Source organism: Corynebacterium sp. HMSC076C10, assembly GCF_001812455.1.
Classification (GTDB): Bacteria; Actinomycetota; Actinomycetes; order Mycobacteriales; family Mycobacteriaceae; genus Corynebacterium; species Corynebacterium jeikeium_D.
Genome location: NZ_KV809115.1, coordinates 1 through 25032 on the forward strand (window position 1 = coordinate 1; position 25032 = coordinate 25032).

The 25032-nt window shown below is 56.7% G+C and carries 22 protein-coding genes; 4 read left to right on the top strand and 18 right to left on the bottom strand.

Annotated features, from left to right (window positions below):
- Window positions 1-79 precede the first annotated feature (79 nt).
- From HMPREF2857_RS05485 to HMPREF2857_RS05505, 5 genes are all read right to left on the bottom strand, one after another.
- Window positions 80-829 carry an Rv2732c family membrane protein gene (locus HMPREF2857_RS05485; protein WP_246819621.1) on the bottom strand — a complete coding sequence of 250 codons (750 nt, stop codon included), beginning with the start codon at window positions 827-829 and terminating at the stop codon, window positions 80-82.
- Window positions 822-2369, bottom strand: coding sequence for a tRNA (N6-isopentenyl adenosine(37)-C2)-methylthiotransferase MiaB (gene miaB / locus HMPREF2857_RS05490; protein WP_070643058.1), 1548 nt, complete (start codon window positions 2367-2369; stop codon window positions 822-824). Before miaB ends, HMPREF2857_RS05485 begins: the two co-directional genes overlap by 8 nt.
- A gap of 106 nt (window positions 2370-2475) precedes the next feature.
- Window positions 2476-3084 carry a regulatory protein RecX gene (locus HMPREF2857_RS05495; RefSeq protein WP_070643061.1) on the bottom strand — a complete coding sequence of 203 codons (609 nt, stop codon included), beginning with the start codon at window positions 3082-3084 and terminating at the stop codon, window positions 2476-2478.
- A gap of 43 nt (window positions 3085-3127) precedes the next feature.
- Window positions 3128-4231 (bottom strand): recombinase RecA, encoded by a 1104-nt coding sequence (recA, locus tag HMPREF2857_RS05500; protein ID WP_049170952.1) that lies wholly within the window; start codon window positions 4229-4231, stop codon window positions 3128-3130.
- 316 nt (window positions 4232-4547) lie between these two features.
- Window positions 4548-4781, bottom strand: a complete 234-nt coding sequence (locus tag HMPREF2857_RS05505; RefSeq protein WP_005509697.1) for a DUF3046 domain-containing protein — start codon at window positions 4779-4781, stop codon at window positions 4548-4550.
- Window positions 4782-4861: 80 nt separating this feature from the next.
- Here HMPREF2857_RS05505 and HMPREF2857_RS05510 point away from each other — a divergent pair, with 80 nt between their 5' ends.
- From HMPREF2857_RS05510 to HMPREF2857_RS05520, 3 genes are read left to right on the top strand one after another with little or no spacing between them, the layout of a single operon-like run.
- A complete protein-coding gene (locus HMPREF2857_RS05510; protein WP_049170862.1) occupies window positions 4862-5479 on the top strand; it encodes a biotin transporter BioY in 618 nt (205 codons plus the stop codon).
- 34 nt (window positions 5480-5513) lie between these two features.
- Complete coding sequence (locus tag HMPREF2857_RS05515) at window positions 5514-6215, top strand: energy-coupling factor ABC transporter ATP-binding protein (protein ID WP_049170859.1); 702 nt, start codon at window positions 5514-5516, stop codon at window positions 6213-6215.
- Window positions 6212-6832, top strand: coding sequence for an energy-coupling factor transporter transmembrane component T family protein (locus tag HMPREF2857_RS05520; protein ID WP_069358739.1), 621 nt, complete (start codon window positions 6212-6214; stop codon window positions 6830-6832). Before HMPREF2857_RS05515 ends, HMPREF2857_RS05520 begins: the two co-directional genes overlap by 4 nt.
- Window positions 6833-6837: 5 nt before the next feature.
- Here the strand turns inward: HMPREF2857_RS05520 and HMPREF2857_RS05525 are convergent, their stop codons facing one another.
- From HMPREF2857_RS05525 to dapB, 11 genes are all read right to left on the bottom strand, one after another.
- Window positions 6838-7665, bottom strand: a complete 828-nt coding sequence (locus tag HMPREF2857_RS05525; RefSeq protein ID WP_005509356.1) for a PspA/IM30 family protein — start codon at window positions 7663-7665, stop codon at window positions 6838-6840.
- Window positions 7666-7806: 141 nt separating this feature from the next.
- On the bottom strand, window positions 7807-8241 hold the full coding sequence (locus tag HMPREF2857_RS05530) for a helix-turn-helix domain-containing protein (RefSeq protein WP_048733491.1): 435 nt from the start codon (window positions 8239-8241) through the stop codon (window positions 7807-7809).
- 51 nt (window positions 8242-8292) lie between these two features.
- Entirely contained in the window at window positions 8293-8835 is a 543-nt protein-coding gene (locus tag HMPREF2857_RS05535; protein ID WP_070643072.1) for a CinA family protein, read from the bottom strand.
- A 24-nt stretch (window positions 8836-8859) separates the two neighbouring features.
- On the bottom strand, window positions 8860-9426 hold the full coding sequence (gene pgsA, locus HMPREF2857_RS05540; protein ID WP_070643063.1) for a CDP-diacylglycerol--glycerol-3-phosphate 3-phosphatidyltransferase: 567 nt from the start codon (window positions 9424-9426) through the stop codon (window positions 8860-8862).
- 31 nt (window positions 9427-9457) lie between these two features.
- On the bottom strand, window positions 9458-10591 hold the full coding sequence (locus tag HMPREF2857_RS05545) for a TerC family protein (protein ID WP_070643064.1): 1134 nt from the start codon (window positions 10589-10591) through the stop codon (window positions 9458-9460).
- Window positions 10592-10828: 237 nt separating this feature from the next.
- Window positions 10829-14128, bottom strand: a complete 3300-nt coding sequence (locus HMPREF2857_RS05550; protein ID WP_371441565.1) for a DNA translocase FtsK — start codon at window positions 14126-14128, stop codon at window positions 10829-10831.
- A 99-nt stretch (window positions 14129-14227) separates the two neighbouring features.
- On the bottom strand, window positions 14228-14845 hold the full coding sequence (locus HMPREF2857_RS05555; RefSeq protein WP_070602471.1) for a TIGR03085 family metal-binding protein: 618 nt from the start codon (window positions 14843-14845) through the stop codon (window positions 14228-14230).
- Window positions 14846-14934: 89 nt separating this feature from the next.
- The gene (locus HMPREF2857_RS05560; RefSeq protein ID WP_049170842.1) at window positions 14935-17016 is read right to left on the bottom strand and encodes a ribonuclease J; all 2082 of its coding nucleotides are present in this window, start codon (window positions 17014-17016) and stop codon (window positions 14935-14937) included.
- Window positions 17016-17921, bottom strand: coding sequence for a 4-hydroxy-tetrahydrodipicolinate synthase (gene dapA / locus HMPREF2857_RS05565; protein ID WP_070643065.1), 906 nt, complete (start codon window positions 17919-17921; stop codon window positions 17016-17018). Before dapA ends, HMPREF2857_RS05560 begins: the two co-directional genes overlap by 1 nt.
- Window positions 17922-17979: 58 nt before the next feature.
- Complete coding sequence (gene thyX, locus HMPREF2857_RS05570; RefSeq protein WP_016422599.1) at window positions 17980-18732, bottom strand: FAD-dependent thymidylate synthase; 753 nt, start codon at window positions 18730-18732, stop codon at window positions 17980-17982.
- A gap of 20 nt (window positions 18733-18752) precedes the next feature.
- Window positions 18753-19505 (bottom strand): 4-hydroxy-tetrahydrodipicolinate reductase, encoded by a 753-nt coding sequence (gene dapB, locus HMPREF2857_RS05575; protein ID WP_070643066.1) that lies wholly within the window; start codon window positions 19503-19505, stop codon window positions 18753-18755.
- Between the two features lie 264 nt (window positions 19506-19769).
- Between dapB and HMPREF2857_RS05580 the strand changes: the two genes are divergently transcribed.
- Window positions 19770-21158, top strand: coding sequence for an MDR family MFS transporter (locus tag HMPREF2857_RS05580; protein WP_246819623.1), 1389 nt, complete (start codon window positions 19770-19772; stop codon window positions 21156-21158).
- A 96-nt stretch (window positions 21159-21254) separates the two neighbouring features.
- Here the strand turns inward: HMPREF2857_RS05580 and HMPREF2857_RS05585 are convergent, their stop codons facing one another.
- Window positions 21255-22211, bottom strand: a complete 957-nt coding sequence (locus HMPREF2857_RS05585; protein ID WP_070643069.1) for an aldose 1-epimerase family protein — start codon at window positions 22209-22211, stop codon at window positions 21255-21257.
- Window positions 22212-22368: 157 nt separating this feature from the next.
- On the bottom strand, window positions 22369-24636 hold the full coding sequence (locus tag HMPREF2857_RS05590; RefSeq protein ID WP_070643071.1) for a polyribonucleotide nucleotidyltransferase: 2268 nt from the start codon (window positions 24634-24636) through the stop codon (window positions 22369-22371).
- Window positions 24637-25032: the final 396 nt, after the last annotated feature.

The window sequence follows — 25032 nt, forward strand, 5'->3', positions numbered from 1 at the left end:
AGTTAAACCAGTCCAACTTTCGGGGGCTAGTTCAGTGGAAGAGAGCCCCTTTACTTACTGCGCTAGTGAAAAAGTCTCACTACTCGTCGCTGACCTGTTCGTCCTGTTCGCCGGTCTGCTGAGAGACATTGTCCGTACTACTTCCCTGCTGGCCACGATTGCGTCGGCGAGCACGTTCACGGCGGTCGTCGACGACCTCAACATCCGTAGTCGTATTCGGTGTCAGGCCCGCCCGCAGGTAAACCTGCTGCGCGCGCAGTACCGGATCGGTGTCAGCGTGCTTGCGACGTTTCGTCGCGATTGCGAGCTGCTCCTTACTACGTCGGAAAGCGATGAAAGTCACGGAGATGGCCAGTAGAAAACTGCAGAAAATACCGAGCATCAGGCCGAAGGAAATACCCTCGCCGGCCAGTTCCTGTGGACGAGACTGACGCATCCAGCCAGCAAAGACTGAGTAGACCATCTGAATACAGGCAAAAAACCAGGTGACGAATGCGAGAATCGTCGTCCGCGTAATCAGCGTGGCAATAGCTAGCAAGACACCTACCACCACGAGAATGGAGTAAATTCGCTCCGGTCGAGTCGTGAAGTACTGATGCGCAACATCCGTATCCAGCAACACATCAAAGCCCAAAACGACGCCAGAGTGCGGAAGGAAGAAACTCGTGATGAGGCCGATGACGGCAACCATCATCGGAATCACCGCACGGCCGAGATCCAGCTCGCCAGCGGCCTTGCGCTCCTGAACCCGCAACGCCTGCGCGGATTCCACCGACTGCTCGCTAGTGGATTCCATATCACTTTCCGGCGAAGCCTTGTCACTACTCACAGCCGCATCCCTCACTTACACTCGTTTTCTCCGGGCGCCCAATCTTTGGCAAGCCCAGACCAACTCCAATCGGAGCGGTCGTCGGTGTCTGACCGACCTCTACATTATCCCCCGCCTTTGTGCGGCGGTGTGTGAGCACACCGGAGTCAGCAATGAGGAAGTGCGGTGCGGAGTCGGTCACGCGCACTGTCACGTAATCACCTGGGCGAATCTTACGGTCGACGACGCCTGGTTCGCTTTCCGACGGGCTGAAGTGCACCAGGCGGCCATCCCGACTCCGACCTGACATGCGATGAGTCTCCGCATTTTTACGGCCATCGGACTGGCTGACCAGCAGCTCTACTTCCCTACCGACTAGCTTGGCGTTTTCTTCCTCGGAAATACGCTCTTGAAGCGCTAACAGACGACCATAGCGTTCCTTCACAACCTCTGGTGGAACCTGATCAGTCATGGTCGCCGCCGGAGTTCCCGGGCGAGGCGAGTATTGGAAGGTGAAAGCCGAGCTAAAGCGAGCCTTTTCCACCACGTCGAGAGTTTGCTGGAAGTCCTCTTCAGTCTCGCCTGGAAAACCGACAATGATGTCAGTGGTAATGGCCGCGTCCGGCATTTTTTCCCTAACCTTCTCCAGAATTCCCAGGAATTTCTTGGTGCGGTAGGAACGGCGCATGTCTTTCAGCACTCGGTCGGAACCGGACTGTAGTGGCATGTGTAGCTGATGAACCACATTCGGGGTCTCCGCCATAGCGTCGATGACATCATCGGTGAACTCAGCTGGGTGCGGAGACGTAAAGCGCACACGTTTCAACCCTTCAATCTGGCCGCAGGCGCGCAGCAACTTGGAAAAAGCCGAGCGGTCGCGTTCCATGTCAGGGTCGGCGAAGTTAACGCCATAGGCGTTGACATTCTGACCGAGGAGAGTCACGTCAGTAACGCCCTGCTCCACGAGTGCCTGTACCTCAGCGAGAATCTCGCCCGGACGACGATCGCGTTCCTTACCACGCAAACTGGGGACGATGCAGAAGGTGCACGTATTATTGCAGCCTACGGAAATACTCACCCAACCTGCGTAAGTGGATTCACGCTTGGCCGGCAGCACCGAGGGAAATTCTTCCAGAGCATCCTTAATCTCGACTTCAGCCCGGTCATTATGGGCGGCGCGTTCCAACAGTGCTGGCAACGAACCCAAGTTATGTGTACCGAAGACGACGTCCACCCATGGGGCCTTCTTTACGACGACGTCCTTATCCTTCTGGGCCAAGCAGCCACCGACGGCAATCTGCATGCCTGGGTGAGCATCCTTGACCGGTTTGAGCTGTCCCAACGTGCCATAGAGGCGATTGTCCGCATTCTCTCGAACGGCACAGGTGTTGAAAACGACCAGATCAGGATTATCGCCTTCTGCAGCCGCTACATAACCGTTTTCTTCCAGCAAGCCAGACAGTCGTTCCGAGTCATGGACGTTCATCTGACAACCGAACGTACGTACCTCATATGTGCGAGGCGAAGACTGCTGCTGAGAGTTCAAAGAAGGGGTAGTCACGGCAGTTTAGGTTAGCTGTTTATGGCCCATTTCCCCAATCAGCGATCCCTTTAAACCTGACGGGTCCGCAGCCGGCGTGCTAATCCGGCGTGCGGTGGCACCGGCGCTAATCTGTGTCCTCTTCGAGTTCCCGGTATCGCTCTTCTAACTGATCCCGAGCAATGCTCATGGACAATTCAGAGGGGAAACCACGCCGCGCCAGCACACCGACGACTTTGCGTAAATCCTTTTGCTTGGAGTTGTAGTCAGGTGCCACTGTTTTAATAGTGGCCGCTTTCTTCGCCGCTAGCTTCCGGGCGACTTCTTCTTCCGCGTTGTGCGTAATCTGCTCCAACGCATCTGCACGAAGCGAAGCATCAATGCCCTTTTTCTGCAGCTCCCGGTTCAAAACCATCTTCGACTTGCCGCGACTGGCAAAGCGCTGCCGCACCCATTCGGATGCGAAAAGCTCGTCGTTGACCAATCCACTTCGGGTCAGGTCATCAACGACTTCTTCAATCATCGAGGTTGGAAACTCCTCGACTGCCTCGAGCCTTTCTACGAGTTCCTTGCGGGAACGCATTCGCTGATCGAGCAAGCGCAGTGCCTTAGCACGAATCGGGGCCTTGGATTCCTCACGACCCGCATCGTAGAGCGAACTACCGTCAGCTTCCGCAATTTGCTGAGCAAGCTTTTCGATAGTCTCCCGCACATCGCGGCCGTTACGATCCTCCACGGTCCTCACTTTTCGTGTGTCGCGGCACTACGCCTCGAGCTAGCTAGTCTTCCAAATCATCGAAGTCGATGTCCGGCACGACATCGACAGGGGCATCGATATCGGTCTCGTCCTCGACCTCCGCGAATTCCCCGACGCCGAGCTTCTTCTTGATCTTGACTTCGATTTCCTGGGCAATTTCTGGATTCTCGCGCAGGTGCATACGAGCCTTTTCCTTGCCCTGCCCCAACTGATCGCCCTCGTAGGTAAACCACGAACCGGACTTCTTGACAATGCCGTTATCAACGCCCATGTCAATCAACGAGCCCTCACGCGAAATGCCCTCGCCGTAGATGATGTCAAACTCTGCCTGCTTGAACGGCGGCGACACCTTGTTCTTGACTACCTTCAAGCGCGTGCGGTTACCCACCGCATCCTGGCCATCCTTCAACGTCTGAATTCGGCGTACGTCACAGCGAACGGAAGCGTAGAACTTCAGTGCTTTACCACCCGTGGTGGTCTCAGGAGAGCCGAACATGACGCCAATCTTTTCACGCAGCTGGTTAATGAAGATGGCAGTGGTACCGGTGTGGGACAGCGCACCCGTCATCTTGCGCAGCGCCTGACTCATCAACCGCGCCTGCAGACCAACGTGGGAATCGCCCATTTCACCGTCGATTTCAGCCTTCGGAGTCAACGCGGCCACCGAGTCAACCACAATGATGTCAATAGCACCGGAACGCACCAACATATCTGTGATCTCAAGTGCCTGCTCACCGGTATCTGGTTGGGATACCAGAAGGTTGTCCGTATCTACTCCAAGCTTGCGCGCATAAACCGGATCCAGCGCATGCTCCGCATCAATAAATGCGGCAATACCGCCCTGCCGCTGCGCCTCTGCAATAGCATGCAGTGCGACTGTGGTCTTACCCGAGGATTCTGGACCATAGATTTCTACGATACGACCACGCGGGAACCCGCCCAGGCCCAAGGCCACGTCGATAGCGATATTGCCGGAGGGAATAACCTGAATTGGAGGACGATTGTCGTCCCCCAGGCGCATAACTGCACCCTTACCAAAGTCCTTCTCAATATTCGCCAGAGCTACATCGAGCGCCTTCAGGCGATCATTGCCCTGGTTCGAAGCCGTAGCCTTCTTACGAGCCATAGTTCGTTGTTCTTCCTCATTGTCATTGTCGCGGTCATTGTCGCGTACGGTATCGGGTTCTGGAGCCGTACTCAGAGAATGTGTCTCCCGATTTTCATCCAAAACAGAAACTTCGCTCACACTTAATTAGGCGCGAAACGAGCCGTTCCGGTTCCAAATTGGTCCGCGACACCTCTACTGCCGGTTACACCCGGAAGTTATACCGAATCAGACGGATTGACTTCATCAGCACTTTCGATAATATGCGAAACCCTGTTCGAATGGCAACGACACGCAAGAGCCGTCGGCAAGCATTCACCGTCGTCTACGCCGGAACCTATTCGTCAGGACCGTACCAGCGGTCTTCGGGAATATCGTGTTCCCTACACAGCGCCCACCAGATATCCCGAGGTTCGACCCCGTCCTCGAGCAATTCCGCGGGAGTTTTTCCATATTCCATCAGTACGTGGGAATGCAACAGCCACGGGCCGTGCTGAGGCCCAAATTCGTGGTTGACGAAGTTGTGAAAATCGGCCAATCGCATGAGACCAACGTACAAGATACCTGTCACTGATACCTACCTGGCCACCCTCTTTTCATAACCTAATCCCCGCTCCCCTGCCTGAACAGTGCTCAACCCATGGGTTTAAGATGAGAGCTGTGAATAATTCCAAGGTGTATGACCTCACTCTTATCGCTGCTTTCGCAGCACTGATCATCGTGCTCGGCGGCATTGCCATTCCCGTTGGCGGCCTCGGCGTGCCAATCGTGCTACAGAACATGGGCATCGCACTGGCCGGGATGATTCTCGGATTCAAACGCGGTGGCCTCGCCACTACCCTGTTCCTGGCTGTTGGTCTCGTGGGCGTCCCAAACATGGCGGGCTGGAAACCACTTCTCGCCGCACTTCCCGGCCCTACCGTGGGCTACATTGTCGGCTACTTAATTGCAGGTTTCGCAATCGGCGCGATTGCCCAGCAAGCACCACGGGCGAAAGTTTCACGAATCAGCGTCTTCATCGGCGCGGGCCTCGTTGGAGTTCTACTACAGTACTTCTTCGGATCTGTCGGATTGGCTTGGCGTATGGGACTTAGCTTCACCGACGCACTGATTACCAACGTCCCGTTTATCCCAGGCGACGTGGCAAAGGTTGTCGTAGCCGCGCTTATTGCTACTGCCGTACTGCAGGCTTTCCCTGATTTGCTTCCCGACGCTGCCAACCGTAAGCAAAGTCGTTTGGTTAAGGAAGCAGCCACCTCGGGCAATTAACCCCACAGAGTTAGAAAGGGTCTCGAGTCGCACTATGCCCACCATCGCTTTTGACCGCGCTTCCGCAACCTATTCGGGACGCCAGATACTGAAGCCGACCACGCTAACTCTCACAGAGAAGCGCATTGGCATTATCGGCGAAAACGGTGGCGGTAAGTCCACGCTGGTGCGACTCATTAACGGCCTGGGCCCGGTCACTGGTGGCACGGTCACGTATGAGGGCATGAATGTCGCAAAGCAGGCAAAGGCAATTCGCAAGAATGTCGGCTTCATCTTTTCTGATGCGGATAATCAAATTGTGATGCCTACAGTCGCAGAGGACATTGCCTTTTCACTACGCAAGCGAAAACTACCAAAGGATGAGCGCAACCAGCTGGTGCAGGAAGCCCTCGAGCGGTTTGGGCTTGCCGATCATGCTGACGCCTCGCCACACTTGCTCTCGGGTGGACAAAAACAGCTACTGGCGCTGGCGGCAGTGTTAATTCTTAATCCCACGACCATTATTGCCGATGAGCCCACTACGCTCCTCGACTTGCGCAATCGTCTCCACATTCGGAGTATTTTCGCCCAGCTTGAGCAGCAAATTATCGTGGTCACTCATGATCTGGATTTTCTTATGGACTTCGACCGAGTTATCCGTGTAAGCGCAGGAGAAATCGTCGACGACGGTGCGCCGAAGGAAGTTATTGACCGATACGTCAGCGATATGACTCGTGCGGAAGAAGGCCGCTCATGATTCATCCAGCCGATGTCCCGTTAGGGCTTTACCTAAACCATAAGTCGCCTGTGCACAGGCTCCCGACGGCCCCCAAACTCATCATTGTCATCGCATTTTTATTGCTCACCGGGATTCTCGTGGATACCTGGCTAGGCGGGGCGATTGCCCTGGCAATTGTCACCCTCGCTTATGCGGTGGCCAAGGTGCCACCAATGGTTGCTTTCCGACAGCTCCGTGGAGCCGTAATCATTTTGGCGCTGCTTTCGCTTCTCCTGTGGTGGCGCGCCGGGGGTGAGCAAGCGCTGACGACCTTCCTCGCGCTTCTCGCCGCAATCGCAGCGGCAATATTGCTAACGCTGACGACCCGCGTCAGCGACATCATGGATACTTTGACCACTGCGATGCAGCCGTTCGCCCGTTTCGGCCTACCAGTCGACACCATCGCGCTCGCACTATCGCTGACGCTGCGTATGATTCCGCTTCAGGTTATGGCCGCTGCCGAGGTACTGGAGGCTCGAAAAGCACGAGGGGCTGCCGGCTCAATCATTGCCTTCGGCGTACCTGTGGTCATCCGAACCATTAATCGCTCGAAGGCAATGGGTGATTCGCTAATCGCACGTGGTGAAGGTGAGTAGGAGAATTAATTGCCCTCACGCAGCTGGCGCATGCGCTCAGCAACAGCAGGGTCAACGTTGGAGGCAGCGCTTCCCTCGATGGACTTCTGAGCCTCGCCACCAGAGAGCTCGTTGCCACCGTTCATTTCTGCGCGGATTTGCTCCAGGCGAGAGTGCCCAGCAAGCTGAACGCCTGCGGCCTCTACCTCAGCCATACGCCCCTGAACCGAGTTCTGAGCTAGCTCGGCCTGACCAAGAGCGTTAGCGTAACGACGCTCAATCTTGTCACGAACCTGATCCAGATTAGGTGTAGCCCCCGAAGAAATCTGATTCATCGACTGCAGGGACTCAGAGACTTTCTCCTGCATCTTTGCTTGCTCCAGCTGGCTGAGGAGCTTTGCGCGCTCTGCGACCTTCTGCTGCAGCTGCATGGAATTACGCTCGACGGCCTTCTTAGCCTGAGCTGCCTGCTGCAGCGACTGATCGTGCAGAGCCTTCAAATCTTCTACCGACTGCTCAGCAGTAACCAACTGAGCTGCGAAAGCCTCAGCTGCGTTCTCATACTCCGTAGCCTTGGCAGTATCCCCCTCAGCACGAGCCTTGTCAGCGAGCTGCAATGCCTGACGAGTGTTCCCCTGCAGCTTCTCAATCTCAGCGAGCTGACGGTTAAGACGCATTTCCAGCTGGCGCTGATTACCAATCACCGCCGCTGCCTGCTGCGATAGTTCCTGGTGCTGCCGCTGGGCATCCTCGATAGCCTGCTGAATCTGCACCTTCGGATCAGCGTTTTCCTCAATCTTGGAATCAAAAGCGGCCATCAAGTAATTCCACAGCTTTACAAATGGATTAGCCATAGCGTCCCATACACCTTTCTTATTGCAACTACCTCAAAGCAGGTCTGTGCTTATCGCGCACCCAATCTTAACTAAAGCCGAGCGTCTTCGGGTGCTAAGTACCGGAGCAATGGAATGAAATTCCACCGCCGCAACCAATTTCTACATCGCTGCCAATTCTGGGCTCGCCGAATGCAGGGCCATCGCTGTGGCCGCTTCCATCATCAAATCCGACACCGTCACACCAAGCGCCGCGCATACCGACGCCAGCAGCTCAGATGAGACTTCTTTCCGTCCACGCTCAAGCTCAGACAAATAACCAGGGCTAATAGCCGCATTTTCAGAAAGCTCACGGAGCGTCTGTCCACTGCGCGAACGGATATCACGCAGCGTCTCCCCCAGTGCCTCTCGCAGGAGTGGCTCACGGGATTCTCCCCGTTCCGCCAAATCCTGTGCCGTTAACTTTGCAACCGATCCAGGCTGCTCCGCTACAGCCACCCGCGCCGACGGTGCTGTGGCATCCATGGAAGCCTCCAAAGCAGCAGCGCTATCTACCTCTGGGTAGCGAATGGTCATAAGTGCAGTATTGTTGGTCATCACTTTGTCTAACGCTTTAGAAGGCCGACCTGTTCCCAATTTTCAAAAATTCTACTCACCGTCGAGATTCTGCAACAACAGTTCTAACGCCAATACCACTGCTTGACGACGAATCTCCGCGCGCGAACCCTCTTTATTCACCGGCAACCTAACAGCGGTTACCCCATCAAGGTCTGAAACCCCCGGCGGTTTCAGACCACACCAGACTTCACCTACTGGGTGCCCATCCTGCATCGCTGGACCAGCAACGCCAGTTAGCGAAATCCCCCAGTCCGCCACTGTCTTATTCGCCACTCCAAGTGCCATATACCGGGCCGTCAACTCGGACACGGGGCCATATGCGGCCAAAACATCCTTTGGCACGTCGGCAAGCAACGCCTTTGTGTCAGTGGCGTAGGTGACCACGCCACCGCGCAGAACGGCGGAGGCTCCCGGTACGGAGGCGACAGTGGCGCAGAGAAGACCTGCGGTAAGTGATTCTGCGGCTGCAAAAGTCTCTCCGCGAGAGGTAAGCGCTTGGACGAGTTGAAGCGAAACGCCGTCGACAGCGTCAGCGTTTTCGTCACTCTGGGCGAGGTGGTCGACTGTGTTCACAGCTTTAACCTCCACTTAATTCCTCTACGAGACCTTACGCGCATCCACAATGTACTGGATTCCGGTACCGACGGTGACGACAATCGCGGCAATCATCACAATCCAGGACGGCCAGAACAACCAGTTTACTGGCATCAGGAATAGCCCCACTGCTACAGACTGCAGGACCGTCTTTATCTTGCCGCCCCGAGAAGCCGGAACAACACGCCCCTGACGCAGTGCGAACATACGCCAGATGGTGATGCCACCTTCGCGAATCACGATGATGACAGTCACCCACCACGGCAGAATCTCGATGATATTCATACCGATCAGCGCGGCCAGCATCAGCGCCTTATCGGCAATCGGATCGGCAATCTTGCCAAAGTCGGTAATGAGATTACGGCTGCGTGCGAGGTGCCCGTCCAACTTGTCAGTCGCCATCAGAAGCGCGAAGACGACAAACGACCACCAGCGCCAATTGGTGGCTTCGCCGCCCTCCTGAAGAAGTACCCACAGGAATACCGGCACTCCGAGGATGCGAAGCACGGTCAGGAAATTGGGCAAGTTCCAGTTGGAAACACGGCTTGTATCAGCACTTGGAGCAGTCACAGTTGTTACCTTATCTCACAATCGTGTTCGATTAATGCCCAGGCTCGTTCTTACCGGTGTGCGAACCGTTAGTTTCGTTTCCGGCCGACGCTGACCTCCCACCGACAGAGGTAGAGGAAGCGTGAGAGCCAAGGTCATCGTCGTTTCCATGATCATCGTGGTGAACACGCGGAAGGGCAATCGCACCCATGTTTTCATCACGCTTAATCTTGAGCCACGATGCCAGGACAGTCACCACCAGCACGATGACGATCACCGCCAGCGACACCCAGGTCGATACTTCAGGCACCGACACGTTCTCACCGCCGTTAATAAACGGCAGGTTGTTTTCATGCAGTGCGTGCAATAGCAACTTCACGCCAATGAAGGCCAGGATGACACCCAGACCATAAGCCAGGTACACCAACCGATCCAGCAGACCGTCAAGCAAGAAGTACATCTGACGCAAACCCATGAGAGCCAGGGCATTTGCAGTAAAGACGATGTATGCCTCATCCGTCAGGCCGTAGATAGCCGGGATAGAGTCAAACGCAAACATCACGTCGATAAAACCGATGGACACCAGCGCGATGGCAAGTGGCGTCAAGTAACGCTTGCCGTTTTCCTTAACGGTCAGCTTGTCCTTGTTGTAATGATCCGAAATCGGGACAATTCGACGCAGCCATTGAATCAGCTTCATATCCGACGGATCGGGTTCCGGCTTATCGACGGCTTCGTCGTACACCGTCTTGATAGCCGTGTAAATCAGGAAGATTGCAAACAGGTAGAAAACGTCAGACCACTTGGCAATAACGGCCGCACCAGCCCAAATGAACAGGCCTCGGAATACCAGCGCCATCGCAATACCGAACAGCAAAACCTTTTGCTGGTACTGGCGTGGAATCTTAAACGCACCGATGATGAGCGCAAAGACAAACAGGTTGTCTACGCTGAGCGCCTTTTCAGTGATATAGCCCGATAGAAACTCAATGCCTCGGTGGTGATCCCACAACAACCACACCATTCCGCCAAAAATTAATGCCAAGACTACGTAGAAAGCGGTCCAGCCGCCGGCTTCCTTCATAGTTGGGTTATGCGGCGTGCGAACGTGTGCATAGAAGTCAAAGGCGATAAAACCCATGACGACCACAATGGTGATGATCCATACCAATGCGGGGACATGCATATTAAAAAAAGACCTCCGGTCGTGCGAACATGAACCGGAGGTCTCTCCTGCTTCTGCCAAAGTGACAAAAGTGACGGCACCGGGATTGAATCTGCACAAAGCGAGTCTGTGCGTCCAATCCGTGCTGACGATAACCGTCACGGGCTAGCGGAAAAACATCCGCTTCTACCGGGGATACTCCCCTCCACGTGTGCCGACTATACACGCAATCAGAAACGGCGGTGAGGCTGGGTCGTCCTACGCCATAGACTGATTCGGATCAGCGTCGACTACGTTTACTTCTTCCTTAGGAGCGTCCTCCGGATTTGCGCCCTTGATCATCCACTTAATGGTTTCGAGCTCCTCTGGCTTGACCAGGACCTCACGTGCCTTAGAGCCCTCTGATGGCCCGACCACTCCGCGAGTTTCCATCAGGTCCATCAGTCGACCAGCCTTGGCAAAGCCGACTCGCATCTTGCGCTGCAACATCGAGGTCGACCCGTGCTGTGCGGTGACCACCAGCTCGACTGCCTGAAGCAAATCTTCCAGGTCATCTCCAATATCGGGGTCAATGTTGCGCTCAGCCTCAGCGCTCTTATCCTCTGTGACACCCTCGGTGTAATCCGGCTCGGCCTGTGCCTTAGCTGCATCGACTACGGCCTGAATCTCCTCGTCCGTGACGAAGGCACCCTGTAGACGTCGCGGCTTGCCTGCACCCTGTGGGATGAACAGGCCATCGCCCATACCAATGAGTTTTTCAGCACCTCCCTGGTCAAGAATGACGCGGGAGTCCGTGAGTGACGAGGTAGCGAATGCCAATCGCGATGGCACGTTCGTCTTAATCAAACCGGTGACCACATCCACAGACGGACGCTGCGTAGCCAACACCAAGTGGATACCGGCGGCACGGGCCTTCTGCGTGATGCGCACAATCGCATCTTCGATATCGCGGGGTGCGGTCATCATCAGGTCTGCCAGCTCGTCGACGACACAGACAATGTACGGGTACGGACGGTACTCGCGTTCCGAGCCAAGTGGCGTCGTAATCTCACCGGACTTGACCTTACGGTTGAAGTCCTTGATGTGACGGACGCGGGCGGCCTTCATGTCCATGTACCGCTGTTCCATCTCTTCAACCAGCCACTGCAGAGCCGCCGCGGCCTTCTTCGGCTGAGTGATGATTGGCGTAATCAGGTGAGGAATCCCCTCGTAGGGAGTCAGCTCGACCATCTTCGGGTCCACCAGAATCAGTCGGACATCCTCCGGGGTTGCACGCGTCAGCAGCGACACCAACATCGAGTTTACGAACGCGGACTTACCCGAACCGGTCGAACCGGCAACGAGAAGGTGCGGCATCTTCTGGATAGAGTGCGAGATGAACTCGCCCTCAATATCCTTACCGAGGCCAATCAGCATCGGGTCATCGTTCGCAACGGTTTTGGGCGCGTTGAGTACGTCGGCAAGCCGAACCATCTCACGGTCGTTGTTCGGTACCTCGATACCAACGGCTGACTTGCCCGGAATCGGAGTCAGTAGGCGGACATTGTCGGTCGCTACCGCATAGGCAATGTTGGACTGGAGGTTCGTGATCTTCGAGACCTTCACGCCCGGGCCAAGCTCGACCTCGTAGCGAGTCACCGTCGGACCGCGAGAGAAACCAGTCACCGCAGCGTCGACCTTGAATTCTGCGAATACCTCAGTAATCGCTTCAATCATGCGGTCGTTCGTCGCCGTACGTGTCTTGGGGCGCTCACCTGGGATCAACAAGTTAGTCGATGGCAGGTGGTAGTCAGACTCCGGCGTGCATGCCGACGAAGCGGACGTACCCTCGGCGTCCTTTTCCAATTCAGACTTCGGAGTTGTGGCCGGAATCTTAGAGGCATCGATGCCAGAACGAGCGGCAATGGCATCCATGGTGCGGCGCGTAGCCTCAGAAACCGCATCCCGCGAATCGTCGACAGACGACTCGCCCTGCGGGGCACTCTCCGGCGCTACGGTCTCAGACTGAACGGGCTGTTTCGGAGCTCGGGAAGCGGAAACACGATTGCGTTCGCTGCTGCTCGCTGCAGCAGCCTCCTGCGTCGGGTACTCGGAGTACTCGTCATACTCTTCGTCGGCAGCGTGGCAGTTCGTGCCCCCGACAGCCGGAATAGTCGATTCCGTTTCGGCGGTGTCCCGATGCACAGCATCCGACTGAGTTTCCTCCACGTACTCAGCCGCCGGAAACGCCGGCTCCACCGGGGAGACTCGGTTGGAGTGCTGTGCCCCATGCCGGACATCAAACACTGTGGTCTTTGCCGAATCGTAGTCGACATCCTCAACCTGACGGGCAGGTCGCGGAGCCTGTCGAGTCCTCTGCGGCTCTTCGTCCAAAAGATCGTAGAGATTACCGTCAGCATCCGGTTCGTCGTAAGGCGCGGGTTCGGGTGCAGACATACGGCTATCCGCGCCACGGCGAGGAGCTCGGTAAGCAGAGCGATCGGTCGAACGCGACGAGGAATGATGCGTGCGGCCGCTGTGGCTTGGGCGACGCTCGATTAGCTGCGTCGGCTGGTCAAAGTCCTCATCGGCATATGCGGTATCCGAATCCCAGCTCGCACGACGTTCCAGCATGTCATCGACATTGCCGTAGGGATCGTCCGATTCCGGCTCGTCGCCGGCACGACGCGAAGACCATTCGGAAAAGTTGAAGTACTCCTTAGTGGCATCGATAAGTTGACGCACCGTCGCGCCAGAGAGCACCAGAGCGCCGTAAAAAACGATGCCCAGCAACAAAACGACGGCGACCCACGAGGTAAACCCGGCTGCTAGCGGCGAACCGATATAACCACCGATTGCGCCACCAGCTGCACGTCGCCCCTGCCAGTCCGCAGGACGACCAGAGCCGATATGCACAATTGCGAGCAGACCCACCACAATCAGCGAAGCTCCAGTAATGGTAGGTGTCAGACGTTCACGACGCGGCATCGCATCCAGCATCATCAATACGGAAACAACACCGAGCAGCACCGGAAGTACAAAAGCGCCGATACCAATGAGCGTGCGCACTGCCGTTTCAATGAACTCCCCCACTGGCCCTGCCAGGTGGAACCATGTCGAACCAGCGAGCACAATTGCCAACGCCAGCACGAGTAGTGCCAGGCCATCCTTCGAGCCCGGTTCACCACCCTCCTCGAAATCTGCGTCGAACTCGTCAGCTGGCACGGAGGCCGGTGCCGGCGGTTCAATTACATCGTCATAGCCGCTAGCTGCTTTACGACGCTTCCTACGGGGCTTCGTCGAAAAATCGGCGTCACTTTCGCGCCGCGCCATATTCTCCTCTTCGTTTCGCTTATTTTTGCGACCGCTGACCCGCCGGGCAAGACCGGCCACGCCGCGGGCAGTTTCAGTCCAGGCGCTGGCCAAGCTATTGCCCACGAACGACATGGCGCTAGGAGTGCGCTCGAATTCCTCCGTGGCGCTGTGCACGGGGTATCGCCGCGTGGCATCTGTCTCCGCAGAGCGGGAAGATCCACGACGATTGTCAGTTCTGGTTCGGCTGGTCGCAGACATGACCATTACCTTACAGCTAACACCGGATCGTTTTCACATTAGTCACACGCGTGTCATTGTTTACCAGGCGTGCTGTCGCGACCACCCAGAACTGAGAACGTGGTTTTAAAGACTGTTGCGCTTGATGCCCGATTCGTCGCCGTCGATGGTGACGCGTACCTCGTCACGGCCATAGAGCCACAGCACCAGTTCCCCGACGCTTCCGTGGACAGTCACAACTGGAGCACCTTTAGCACTGTTGTCGATTAGGGTCACCGCAACTCCGTCGTCACGCATTAGCACCACGGTCGAGGTCGAACCGCGCAACATCATACGGCCGGCAGTAGTGACCAGACGCCACAGGTCCGAAACTCCGGAGGGTGGCAGCTGACGAACGGTCCAGCCTTCCTGGGCACGACGGACATCCTCGTGATGGACGAAGTTCTCCGCAGCGTTGACGTAGCGGTCTGCCCAGTTCATTGGATTCCATCGCGGAGCACCACTACCCCACTTCCCCACCACTTCGACGTAGGGCATTCGATTGACCTCAGCGGTAACAGCATCGAGGCGGTCCGAAAGCGCCTTGACGAACATCCCGCCAGCGGCATCCAGACGGTTTTCGCGAATGTACAGGTGGTTGGCAAGATCCCGGGTCGTCCACCCCTCGCACAAGGTCGGGGCGTCGGGGCCGACGCTGAGCAGTAGATTAGCTAGGTCTTCACGTTCCCGTTCAGCAAAAGTCATAGCTCCAGCCTAGACCAGGCACGGAGAAGCCCGCATCCACACGGTTGTAGGTGGATGCGGGCTCTTACGCTAAAAGACGCTCTAGAAATTTAGATACTTTCGCGCGACTCCTGGATTTCCTCATCGGTAACCTCTTCGGCTGCCTCAGAGGACATCGGCACGATTGTCGGAACAACCATCGGGCTGCGACGCCACTTCTGGTTAATGACACGCTCGGTGCGGCGACGAACTTCCTGAGCCATACGGTACGGGTTGTTCTCGCCACTGCCAGCCAGGTCAAAGAGAGTATCGTCAACGACCTGCTCGACGGTTTCGAGCACTTCCTTGGCGTCGTCCGAGTAACCGCGAGCCTGAGCCCGTGGCTTCTCCAACGGGCGGCCAGTGCGGTTATCAATGACGGCTGTGACGGTGATAAGACCACCTTCACGCATTTCAGCACGGTCTGCCAGCACGTCAGCGTCGACGTCACCCATGGTGACGCCATCGACGTAGAGGTTACCGACCGGAACCTGGCCAACTACACGAGCGCGGCCATCAACGAGGTCGACTACCACACCGTTCTGAGCCAGGACAACGTTCTCTGGCTTCACGCCAGTGGACACAGCCAGCTCCTTGTTGGCACGGAGGTGGCGCCACTCACCGTGAATCGGCATGACGTTCGACGGACGAGCTGCGTTGTAGAGGAACAGCAGCTCGCCGGCAAAGCCGTGACCGGAGGTGTGAACCTTCGCATCCTTACCGGTGATAACCGTGGCACCAATTTGGGCCAGCATGTTGATAACGCCGAAGACTGCCTCTTCGTTACCGGGTACCAGCGAAGAACTGAGGATAATCAGGTCGCCATCACGGACGGTGATCTGACGGTGCTCACGGCGGGCCATGCGAGACAGCGCAGCCATTGGCTCACCCTGCGTACCGGTAGTCACCAGCACGACCTTGTGGGGCGCCATGCGAGCGGCCTCGTTCATCTCCACAATGGTATTTTCCGGAGCGGTCAGCAGCCCCAATTCCTGCGCGATGCGCATGTTGCGAATCATAGAGCGACCGTTGAAGGCAACCTTGCGGCCAGCCTTAACAGCTGCGTCGATGACCGCCTGCACGCGATAGACATTCGATGCGAAGGCCGCGACGATAACGCGCTGCTTGGCATCCATAATCAGACGGCGCAGAGTTGGAGCCAATTCCGCCTCGGATCCCGAGAAGCCCGGAATCGTAGCGTTGGTGGACTCACACAAGAAGAGGTCGATTCCCTCATCACCGTAGCGGCTCAGCGCCGGCAGGTCAGTCGGCTTCCCGTCCGGCGGGGTCTGGTCCATCTTCACGTCACCGGTGTGGACGACCATGCCAGCTCCGGTCTTAATGACGATGCCAAGGCACTCCGGAATCGAGTGGTTGACATTGAAGAAACGCAGATCGAACGGACCACGCTGAATGTGGCTGGTGTCGTTGACCTCGATGACCTTCGGGCGCTGACGGTGCTCCTGTGTCTTGGCCTGAATCAGTGCCAGGGTAAAGCGAGAAGCAATAATCGGGATGTCCGCGCGCTGCTTGAGCAACCAAGGGATAGCACCGATGTGGTCCTCGTGACCGTGGGTGACCACGAGAGCTTCCACGCGATCCCACTTGTCTTCCATGTAGGAGAAGTCAGGCAGGATCAGGTCAACACCCGGCTCATCCGAGCTCGGGAACAGCACGCCGCAGTCGACGATGATCAGGCGGTTCTTGTACTCCAACACGGTCATATTGCGACCGATTTCGGAAATACCGCCCAGTGCGACCACGCGCAGGCCGTCCTTGGGGGCCTTCGGCGGTGCAGGAAGACGCTGCGTCAAGTCTGCACCCTGCATCGACTGGACTACGTTACGACGGTTGCCACCGCGTCCGCCACGGCCACCCCTCGAACTATTTCCGCGGTTACCTCCACGGCCGCCGCGACCACCGCGGGAACCGCGGTTGGAAGAATTCGAAGAACCTTGGGACTTCTTAGCGTTACCGGAGTTCTTACGCTCACCGGAACGCTGCGAGGACTTCGAGCCGTTGGATTTAGCTCCACCCTTGTCGGAGCCCTTGGATGCAGAGTTATTGGACTGCTCTGCTGCAGCCACGTCGGACTCGGAAGGCGGACCAGCCTTACGAGTTACCTTGCGGGCGCGATTGCGTCCTTCAGCCACTACAGAACACCCGCCTTCCGCATAGCTTCTTCAAGCATCTCAAGCTGCTGGTCATTTGCTGCAATTTGCGGCAAGCGTGGATCTCCTATCTCAATGCCCTGCAGACGCAGAGCGGATTTAGCAAAACTTACACCGCCAAGTGCAGCCTGAGCGGCAAACAGCGGAGTCATCTTCGCGTGGGCAGCCTGCGCACCAGCAAGGTCTCCCTTGTCAAAGCAAGAGCGCACCTCAGCCAGCAGCTGCGGGGCTGCATGTCCAATAACGGAAATAAACCCGGTGGCGCCAATAGACAGCCACGGAAGGTTCAGCACATCGTCACCGGAGTACCACGCCAAATCAGTATTAGCGATAATGCCGGCGGCAGCTCCCAAATCCCCCTTGGCGTCCTTAACAGCCTGGATTCTCGGGTGCTCCGCCAACCGGTAAATGGTATCAACTTCAATCGGAATAACCGAACGCGGCGGAATGTCATACAAACACACCGGCGCCTCGGTTGCGTCAGCCACTGCCGTAAAGTGACGGTACAGCCCCTCCTGGGACGGTTTGGAGTAATACGGCGTGACGACGAGCAGCGCATCCGCGCCCGCCTCCACAGAAGCCTTTGCCAGCTCGATGGACCCGGCCGTGTCATTGGTGCCGGCACCGGCCACGAGCTTAACCTCGTCACCCATCTCTGCACGGACAGCTCGGAGAAGCTCAAGCTTTTCCTCAACCGTCGTAGTAGGCGACTCGCCGGTAGTACCGGCCAGAATGAGTGCATCGCAGCCACCGTCTACAAGATGACCAGCGAGCTGCACACCCGCCTTGACATCGAGGTTTCCGTCCTTATCAAAAGGGGTCACCATAGCTACGGCGACGGTGCCGAAAATGTCAGCACCGCGAGTTGACGCAATTCCTGTGCTCATTGTTGACTACCTTTTCTTAAAAATCTCAATCGACTATATCTTCACACTGTACGTGCGATTACCCCTCGAAGGCGTAAGGACTCGACGCGACGACCGACCCATCCTTCAGAGTGTTAATCTCAAAATCCCCAAAAGCAACAGGAGCACAGCGCTGCAGCTCCCGCAGGCAAGCCACTGCCAACTCCCGAATTTCAGCATCGGCATGCTCAGTCGCACGCATCGAAATGAAGTGGCGCCAAGACCGGAAATTACCAGTAACCACGATTCGAGTTTCGGTGGCATTGGGCAAAACCGCCCGGGCTGCCTGGCGTGCCTGCTTTCGCCGCAAGATAGCGTTGGGCTCGTCGGCCCACTTCTCTTCCAGTGCGTCTAATAACTCACCATAGGCGAAACGGGACTGATCAACCGCGCTTTCGAAAACTCGCAACAGATCCGGGTCCTCCGCAATTGCGGGAGGAACCACAACATTGTTGGAACTGGCCGGCACAAACCGCTGCGACAACTGCGAAAAGGAAAAGTGGCGGTGCCGTGTGAGTTCATGTGCACACGAGCGCGACAGCCCACGAACATAGATGCTTGCACTTGCGTGTTCAAAAAGTGAGGTGTGGCCTACCTCAAGCACATGTCGCAGATATCCCCTATTCGTCGCCGTTCGTGGATTGGGCTTGTCCCACGTTTCATAACAAGCCCTGCCGGAGAACTCAATCAATGCTTCCCCACCATCGGCATCGCTATCAAAGTCGATGTCCTCCGGCGGGAAGAAGTTGGTCGCGGCGATTAGCTGCGCCTTGAGAGTGACATTTTCAGACATTTTCAGTTAACTCCCGGCCATTAAAGTCCCAGGAATGGCTCCAGTCCCACAGTCAGGCCCGGAAAATCCTCAATCTTGCGCACACCCAGCAGAACGCCTGGTACGAAGCTGGTGCGCGAGTAGGAGTCCTGCTTGATGGTGAGCGACTGCCCTTCTGCACCGAAGATAACGGTCTCGTGAGCCACCGAACCGGTCATACGGACTGCGTGCACCGGAATGCCCTCGACCTCAGCACCGCGAGCACCATCGAGAGTTTGCTCAGTGGCGTCCGGCTGCTCCCCCATGCCGGCTTCCTTGCGAGCACGAGCAATAGCCTCAGCAGTGTGGATAGCGGTGCCCGAGGGGGCATCCTTCTTAAAAGGGTGGTGCATTTCGATAACTTCAGCGGAATCGAAGTACGGAGCGGCTAGCTCCGCCATTTTCATGGTCAGTACCGCGGAGATTGCGAAGTTCGGTGCAATAAGAACATTGGCCTCACCGGCGGCGTCGTCAAGCCAGCGCTGCACCTGATCGAGGCGCTCCTTAGTAAAGCCCGTAGTACCCACGACAGCGTTGATGCCATTCTTAACGCAGAACTCAAGATTGCCCATCACAGCGTCGGGCTGAGTAAAGTCAACAATGGTCTGCACACCAGCGGTGACAAGTTCATTCAGGTCATCGCCAGAGTCGAGACCCGCTGCCAGCTCCAAATCGTCGGCGGCTTCAACTGCCTCGCAGATGGTGGACCCTACCTTGCCCTTGGCGCCAAGTACGCCGACCTTGATATTGCTCACAGCTATTGTCCTTTCCCAACGGGTTTATCTTTCTCCCTTACCTTAGAATGTGTTGGCCAACTTGTGTGCCAATGCCCCCGTCCGCTTTGCCTTTTTGTCGACTTACGACGGGGTTTTTGTTGCGCTAAGATTCAATATCTTCGACAATCACCTATTTCTGTACCGATATATAGAAAGAGACTTCACTTGGTTTCTGAATCTGAAGATTCCGAACTCAGCCCAAGTTCGGAGGCACCACAGGCCGATGCGCCCAAAAGTGCTTATATGGCCATTTACGTGCTACTAGCTGCGGCATTCATGGCTATCTTGAACGAGACGGTCATGAGCGTCGCAATTCCCGTCGTCAAGGCGGACCTCGGAATCAGCGCAGCTACCGCAGGCTGGCTGACAACATCGTTCCTACTGACCATGGCAGTTGTCATTCCGGTCACTGGATTTCTCATTTCGGCAGTGCCGTTCCGCATTCTTTTCGCGGTCAGTCAAGGACTATTCGTCGTGGGCACTCTCATCGGTGCTTTCGCGCCAAACTTCGCGATCGTTCTGCTCGCACGCATTGTCCAAGCGTCCGGTACCGCAGTGCTGCTGCCGCTGCTGATGACCACGGTGCTCAACGTAGTACCGGAGCATGAGCGCGGGCGCATGATGGGACGAATGAGCGTGGTCATCGCTGTCGCGCCTGCTATCGGACCGACCATCTCCGGTCTCATTCTGGAGATCGCAAATAACAATTGGCATGCGCTTTTCGACACGATGTTGCCGCTCGGCCTAATTGTGCTGGTAGTGGGTGTCATTCTCGTTCCCAATATTGAGGAAAACTCCGCGAAGCCCATCGATATCCTCTCGGTGTTCCTCAGTGCCGGTGCATTCGGCCCGCTGGTGTACGCGCTGAGCCGCGTAGGCGCAGAGTTTTCGCTTATCGACGGAATCCTGTGCGTAGTCGGCATCGTGCTGTTGGTATTCTTCATCATGCGCCAGCGCCGTTTGGCACCGCACAACCGAGCTCTGCTGGATCTTCGAACCTTCCGCACAAAGAGCTTTAGGCTGTCCACAATCATTCTGACCATTGGTTTCATGCTGATGTTCGGTGTGATCATCATTTTGCCGCTCTACCTCAATCTGCGAGGTGTCGACGTCAAGACTATTGGTTTGATTGTGATGCCTGGTCCACTGGTTATGGGCCTTATGGGACCGGCTGTCGGTCGGCTCTTTGACAGCTATGGTCCGCGCCCACTGGCAATTCCCGGCTCCGTTGTCCTTGCCCTCGGTCTTTTCGGGCTCGGCTTCATCTCAGCATCGACTCCGCTGTGGTGGATTGTCGCCTGCCACATCGTCCTTGAGATTGGCCTGGGGCTGCTGTTTACTCCGCTGTTTACATTCGGTCTTGGTGATCTTCCGAAGCGCCTCTACCCGGATGGCTCAGCAATTATGAACACGCTGCAGCAGGTTGCCGGCGCTGTCGGTACTGCACTGTTTGTGGCACTGTCAGCTGTTATTGCCGCTGGCCTGTCCAGCACTGGTGCAGCAGCTCCTGCCGCCGACGACGTGATTCGTGGCTATAGCATTGCGATGTTTACCGCCGCGGGATTTGCCGTGGTACTAATCTTCCTCACCACGCTGCTCAAGCCGCAGCGGAAGAAGATTGCATTACAGTAGCCCCCCAAGACCGGGGGGAATACCGCCTAAACTAGGCGGCTTGCTCCCGGCCCGGGATTTCCATTGAGGGGGCTGTACTCTTCTGCGCTGGGAAAACTATTTTCCACCCGTTTCCGCGCGCAGCCCCATGGCAAGAGTTGTTGTCTCTCCAGCCTGAACTCGCAGCAAACCGGTACCGGAGCGTAGCGCATCCGGCGGACATGTCATTGGCTCCACCGCAATCGCATTCCCGTGCCCAGGAAATCCTTCTCGTCGTCCGGCGTCCGCAACATAGACCTGGAAGAACCTGAATTCATCATCGGCCCAGAGCACAGCACCCTTGCCATTTGGCCCAACCAAATGCGCTTCACGACGGCGCGGCGAGTCACTCCCCGCTGCCTCCGCGGCAGCAAAGAAGCAGTGATCCAGCCACAGTCCATCCAGGGATACCCCCTCTCGAAGGCTGGGAACCACTGTCTCCGCTGGCACCGCTGGGCCGGCGGGCAAGTTTCGAATTGGCTCCAGTGGCAGGTTTTTATCAACGGGCAACCGCAGTGTGCAACTGTCGAAATCAGCGCCCAAAGCGCTTAAGTAAGGATGCCAGCCCAGACCAAACGGGCACTCCCTATCGCTGCGATTATGCACTGTGAACTCCGCCGATAGGCCATCTGAGGCTGTGACTTGCCAACGCACGGTCAGACCGAGTTCCCAAGGCCAGCCCGGCTGCGGCTCAACTTCCACGCCCAAGGTGACGCTGCTGTCATCAGAATCGACCACAGACCAAACGCGATCTGCAACAAACCCGTGAATAGCATTCGCCCGGGACGGCTCCGAAATATCTAGCCGATGTACTTCCCCATCAAAGATGAATACTCCGTCAGCGACCCTGTTCGGCCACGGAGCCAGGAGCGTACCTGCGGACAACGGTGGATTGAACCCTTTGGGATAGTCAGTCAGCAGTGGCAGGCCACAGTACTCCAGTGATCTCGGACCACCACCGAACTGGGAAATACTTGCGACATAGTCACCGGCCGCAATGTCAATGAATTCATGATCGTGCGCGACAAGTTGCATGCGCAAATCACCTTCCACGTGGGTTCGAAAATTAATCCGTTCGAAACCCGAGATTAACCCAAAACAAAAGCGCGGTTAGGTCAATTTGTGACCTAACCGCGCCATCGCTACACGCGTTGTCGGAGGCTACCTACAGCGCGTCCTCCGTCGCCAAGCATTAGTTGTCTTCGACCGGAACCAGCGAGATCTTACCGCGGTTGTCGATATCAGCGATTTCGACCTGAATCTTGTCGCCGACATTGATGACATCCTCGACCTTCTCGATGCGCTTGTCGCCACCGAGCTTGGAGATGTGGATCAGACCGTCACGGCCCGGAGTCAGGGAGACGAAAGCACCGAAAGCGACAGTCTTCACGACAGTGCCCAGGTAGCGTTCGCCGACCTTCGGCAGCTGCGGGTTAGCAATCGCATTAATCTGCTCGATTGCAGCGTCCGCGGCCTTACCGGAAGTTGCCGAGACAAATACGGTGCCGTCGTCCTCGATAGAGATATCAGCACCGGTTTCCTCGGTGATGCCGTTGATGGTCTTGCCCTTCGGACCGATGAGCTCACCGATCTTCGAAGCCGGAACCTTAACGGTGGTGATCTTCGGAGCGAGACCACTCATCTCGTCCGGAGACTCGATGACCTCAGCCATGGTGGACAGGATGGCCAGACGTGCATCACGAGCCTGGGACAGAGCATCGGCCAGAACCTTCGACGGAATACCGTCGAGCTTGGTGTCCAGCTGCAGTGCGGTAATGAAGTCCGCAGTACCAGCGACCTTGAAGTCCATGTCACCGAATGCGTCTTCGGCACCGAGAATATCGGTCAGTGCGACGAAGCGGTTCTCACCGTCAACCTCGCCGGAAACCAGGCCCATGGCGATACCGGCAACCGGAGCCTTCAGCGGCACACCGGCGTTGTACAGCGACAGAGTCGAAGCACAGACCGAGCCCATGGAGGTCGAACCATTGGATCCAAGAGCCTCGGAGACCTGGCGAATGGTGTACGGGAATTCCTCGCGGGACGGCACGACCGGCAGCAGAGCGCGCTCAGCCAGTGCCCCGTGACCAATCTCGCGGCGCTTCGGAGAGCCAACACGACCGGTCTCGCCGGTGGAGTACGGCGGGAAGTTGTAGTGGTGGATGTAGCGCTTGGAGGTAACAGGAGTCAGCGAGTCAATCTGCTGCTCCATCTTCAGCATGTCCAAAGTGGTGACACCCAGAATCTGGGTCTCGCCGCGCTCAAACAGCGAAGAGCCGTGGGCACGCGGAATCAGACCGACCTCAACGCCCAGGTCACGAATGTCGGTGACACCGCGACCATCGATGCGGAAGCCCTCAGCCAGAATCTTCTCACGGACAATCTGCTTCATCACTGCGTTGTATGCAGCGCGAATCTGCTTGGTCGCAGATTGCTCGTCGACATCATCGGATACGAAGCGCTCCAGCAGCTGCCCCTCGACGTCCTCCATGTACTCATTGGTGGCGTCATCTCGTTCCTGCTTACCCGGGATGGTGAGCAGCTTGGCCAGCTTCTTAGCGGACTTCTTCTCGACGGCGTCAAAAATCTCATCGCTGTATGCCGGGAACAGCGGGAACTCCTGCGTTTCCTTCGCTGCGCGCTCAGCCAGACCCTTCTGTGCCTCACACAGAACCTTGATGTGCGGCTTTGCTGCCTCGAGGCCAGCGGCGACGATGTCCTCGGTCGGCGCCGGTGCACCGTCAGCAATACGCTTGACGACGGTCTCCCCTGCTCCAGCCTCCACCATCATGATGGCGACATCTTCGACGTTCTTGCCGCGACGCTTGCGGGTGACGATACGGCCAGCGACGACCATCTCGAACAGAGCCTGCTCGTGCTGCTCCTCGGTCGGGAAAGCGACCCATGCACCCTCTGGGTGCTTGTCATCAGCAACGAGCGCGATGCGGACGCCACCGACAGCGCCGGAGACCGGCAGCCCGGAAAGCTGAGTTGCAGCTGACGCGCCGTTGATTGCGACAACGTCGTAACGGTCCTTCGGATCCCAGGACATGACGGTGACAACAACCTGTACCTCGTTGCGCAGGCCCTTGACGAAGGTCGGACGCAGCGGACGGTCGATCAGACGACATGCCAGGATGGCATCGGTAGACGGGCGGCCCTCACGGCGGAAGAACGAACCCGGAATCTTGCCCGCAGCGTACATACGCTCTTCAACGTCGACGGTCAGCGGGAAGAAATCAAAGCCCTCGCGGGGCTGGTTGGAAGCGGTGACGGTGGACAGGAGCATGGTCTCCTCGTCCAAGTAGGTGGTCACCGAACCATCGGCCTGACGAGCCAGCTGGCCCGTTTCAAAGCGAATGGTGCGGGTGCCGAAATCACCATTGTCGATGGTGGCAACGGCCTCGGTAATACCGAAATCCTCATCAAAGAAAAATTCAACAGCCTTGCTGTTGGCCATAGGTTTCTTACTCCTAGAAATAGCGGCGATCATCGATGTCGCCTGTAAAAGATCGAATGAACTTCGTTTGCGTCACGCATTCTACCAGCTAACGCGGAAAGTTCTTGTATTGGACGGATCGGAGATATCTCACTGCCATCTGGGTTCTTGCACCTACGCGGGGTTCTAGGAGTTTGCGGGGCGGGGGGCACTTATCGATGACTTTTCTTAACTCATCGATGGTTTACCGTGTCTTATCGACGAATTACCGTGTCTTATCGATGGTGCCCCGGCACTTATGCGCACGCTTTCGATCAGCCCCTCCACATGTCGATGAGGTATTCACTTGTGGCCACGCTACAGCGCATCGATGAGTGAATACCAGGGTTAAGTAGCAGAATGTGTGTCTGATTCTTG

Bases quoted from the DNA above. Each gene is read 5' to 3' on its own strand.
- recA (WP_049170952.1), bottom strand. From the start codon at position 4,231: ATGGCTCGTAAGAAGGCTACGGCTTCGAACCAGGGCAATGATCGCCTG.
- HMPREF2857_RS05510 (WP_049170862.1), top strand. From the start codon at position 4,862: ATGAGAGCTGTGAATAATTCCAAGGTGTATGACCTCACTCTTATCGCT.
- HMPREF2857_RS05515 (WP_049170859.1), top strand. From the start codon at position 5,514: ATGCCCACCATCGCTTTTGACCGCGCTTCCGCAACCTATTCGGGACGC.
- HMPREF2857_RS05520 (WP_069358739.1), top strand. From the start codon at position 6,212: ATGATTCATCCAGCCGATGTCCCGTTAGGGCTTTACCTAAACCATAAG.
- HMPREF2857_RS05525 (WP_005509356.1), bottom strand. From the start codon at position 7,665: ATGGCTAATCCATTTGTAAAGCTGTGGAATTACTTGATGGCCGCTTTT.
- HMPREF2857_RS05530 (WP_048733491.1), bottom strand. From the start codon at position 8,241: ATGACCAACAATACTGCACTTATGACCATTCGCTACCCAGAGGTAGAT.
- HMPREF2857_RS05545 (WP_070643064.1), bottom strand. From the start codon at position 10,591: ATGCATGTCCCCGCATTGGTATGGATCATCACCATTGTGGTCGTCATG.
- HMPREF2857_RS05550 (WP_371441565.1), bottom strand. From the start codon at position 14,128: ATGGTCATGTCTGCGACCAGCCGAACCAGAACTGACAATCGTCGTGGA.
- HMPREF2857_RS05555 (WP_070602471.1), bottom strand. From the start codon at position 14,845: ATGACTTTTGCTGAACGGGAACGTGAAGACCTAGCTAATCTACTGCTC.
- dapA (WP_070643065.1), bottom strand. From the start codon at position 17,921: ATGAGCACAGGAATTGCGTCAACTCGCGGTGCTGACATTTTCGGCACC.
- thyX (WP_016422599.1), bottom strand. From the start codon at position 18,732: ATGTCTGAAAATGTCACTCTCAAGGCGCAGCTAATCGCCGCGACCAAC.
- HMPREF2857_RS05580 (WP_246819623.1), top strand. From the start codon at position 19,770: ATGGCCATTTACGTGCTACTAGCTGCGGCATTCATGGCTATCTTGAAC.
- HMPREF2857_RS05585 (WP_070643069.1), bottom strand. From the start codon at position 22,211: ATGCAACTTGTCGCGCACGATCATGAATTCATTGACATTGCGGCCGGT.
- HMPREF2857_RS05590 (WP_070643071.1), bottom strand. From the start codon at position 24,636: ATGGCCAACAGCAAGGCTGTTGAATTTTTCTTTGATGAGGATTTCGGT.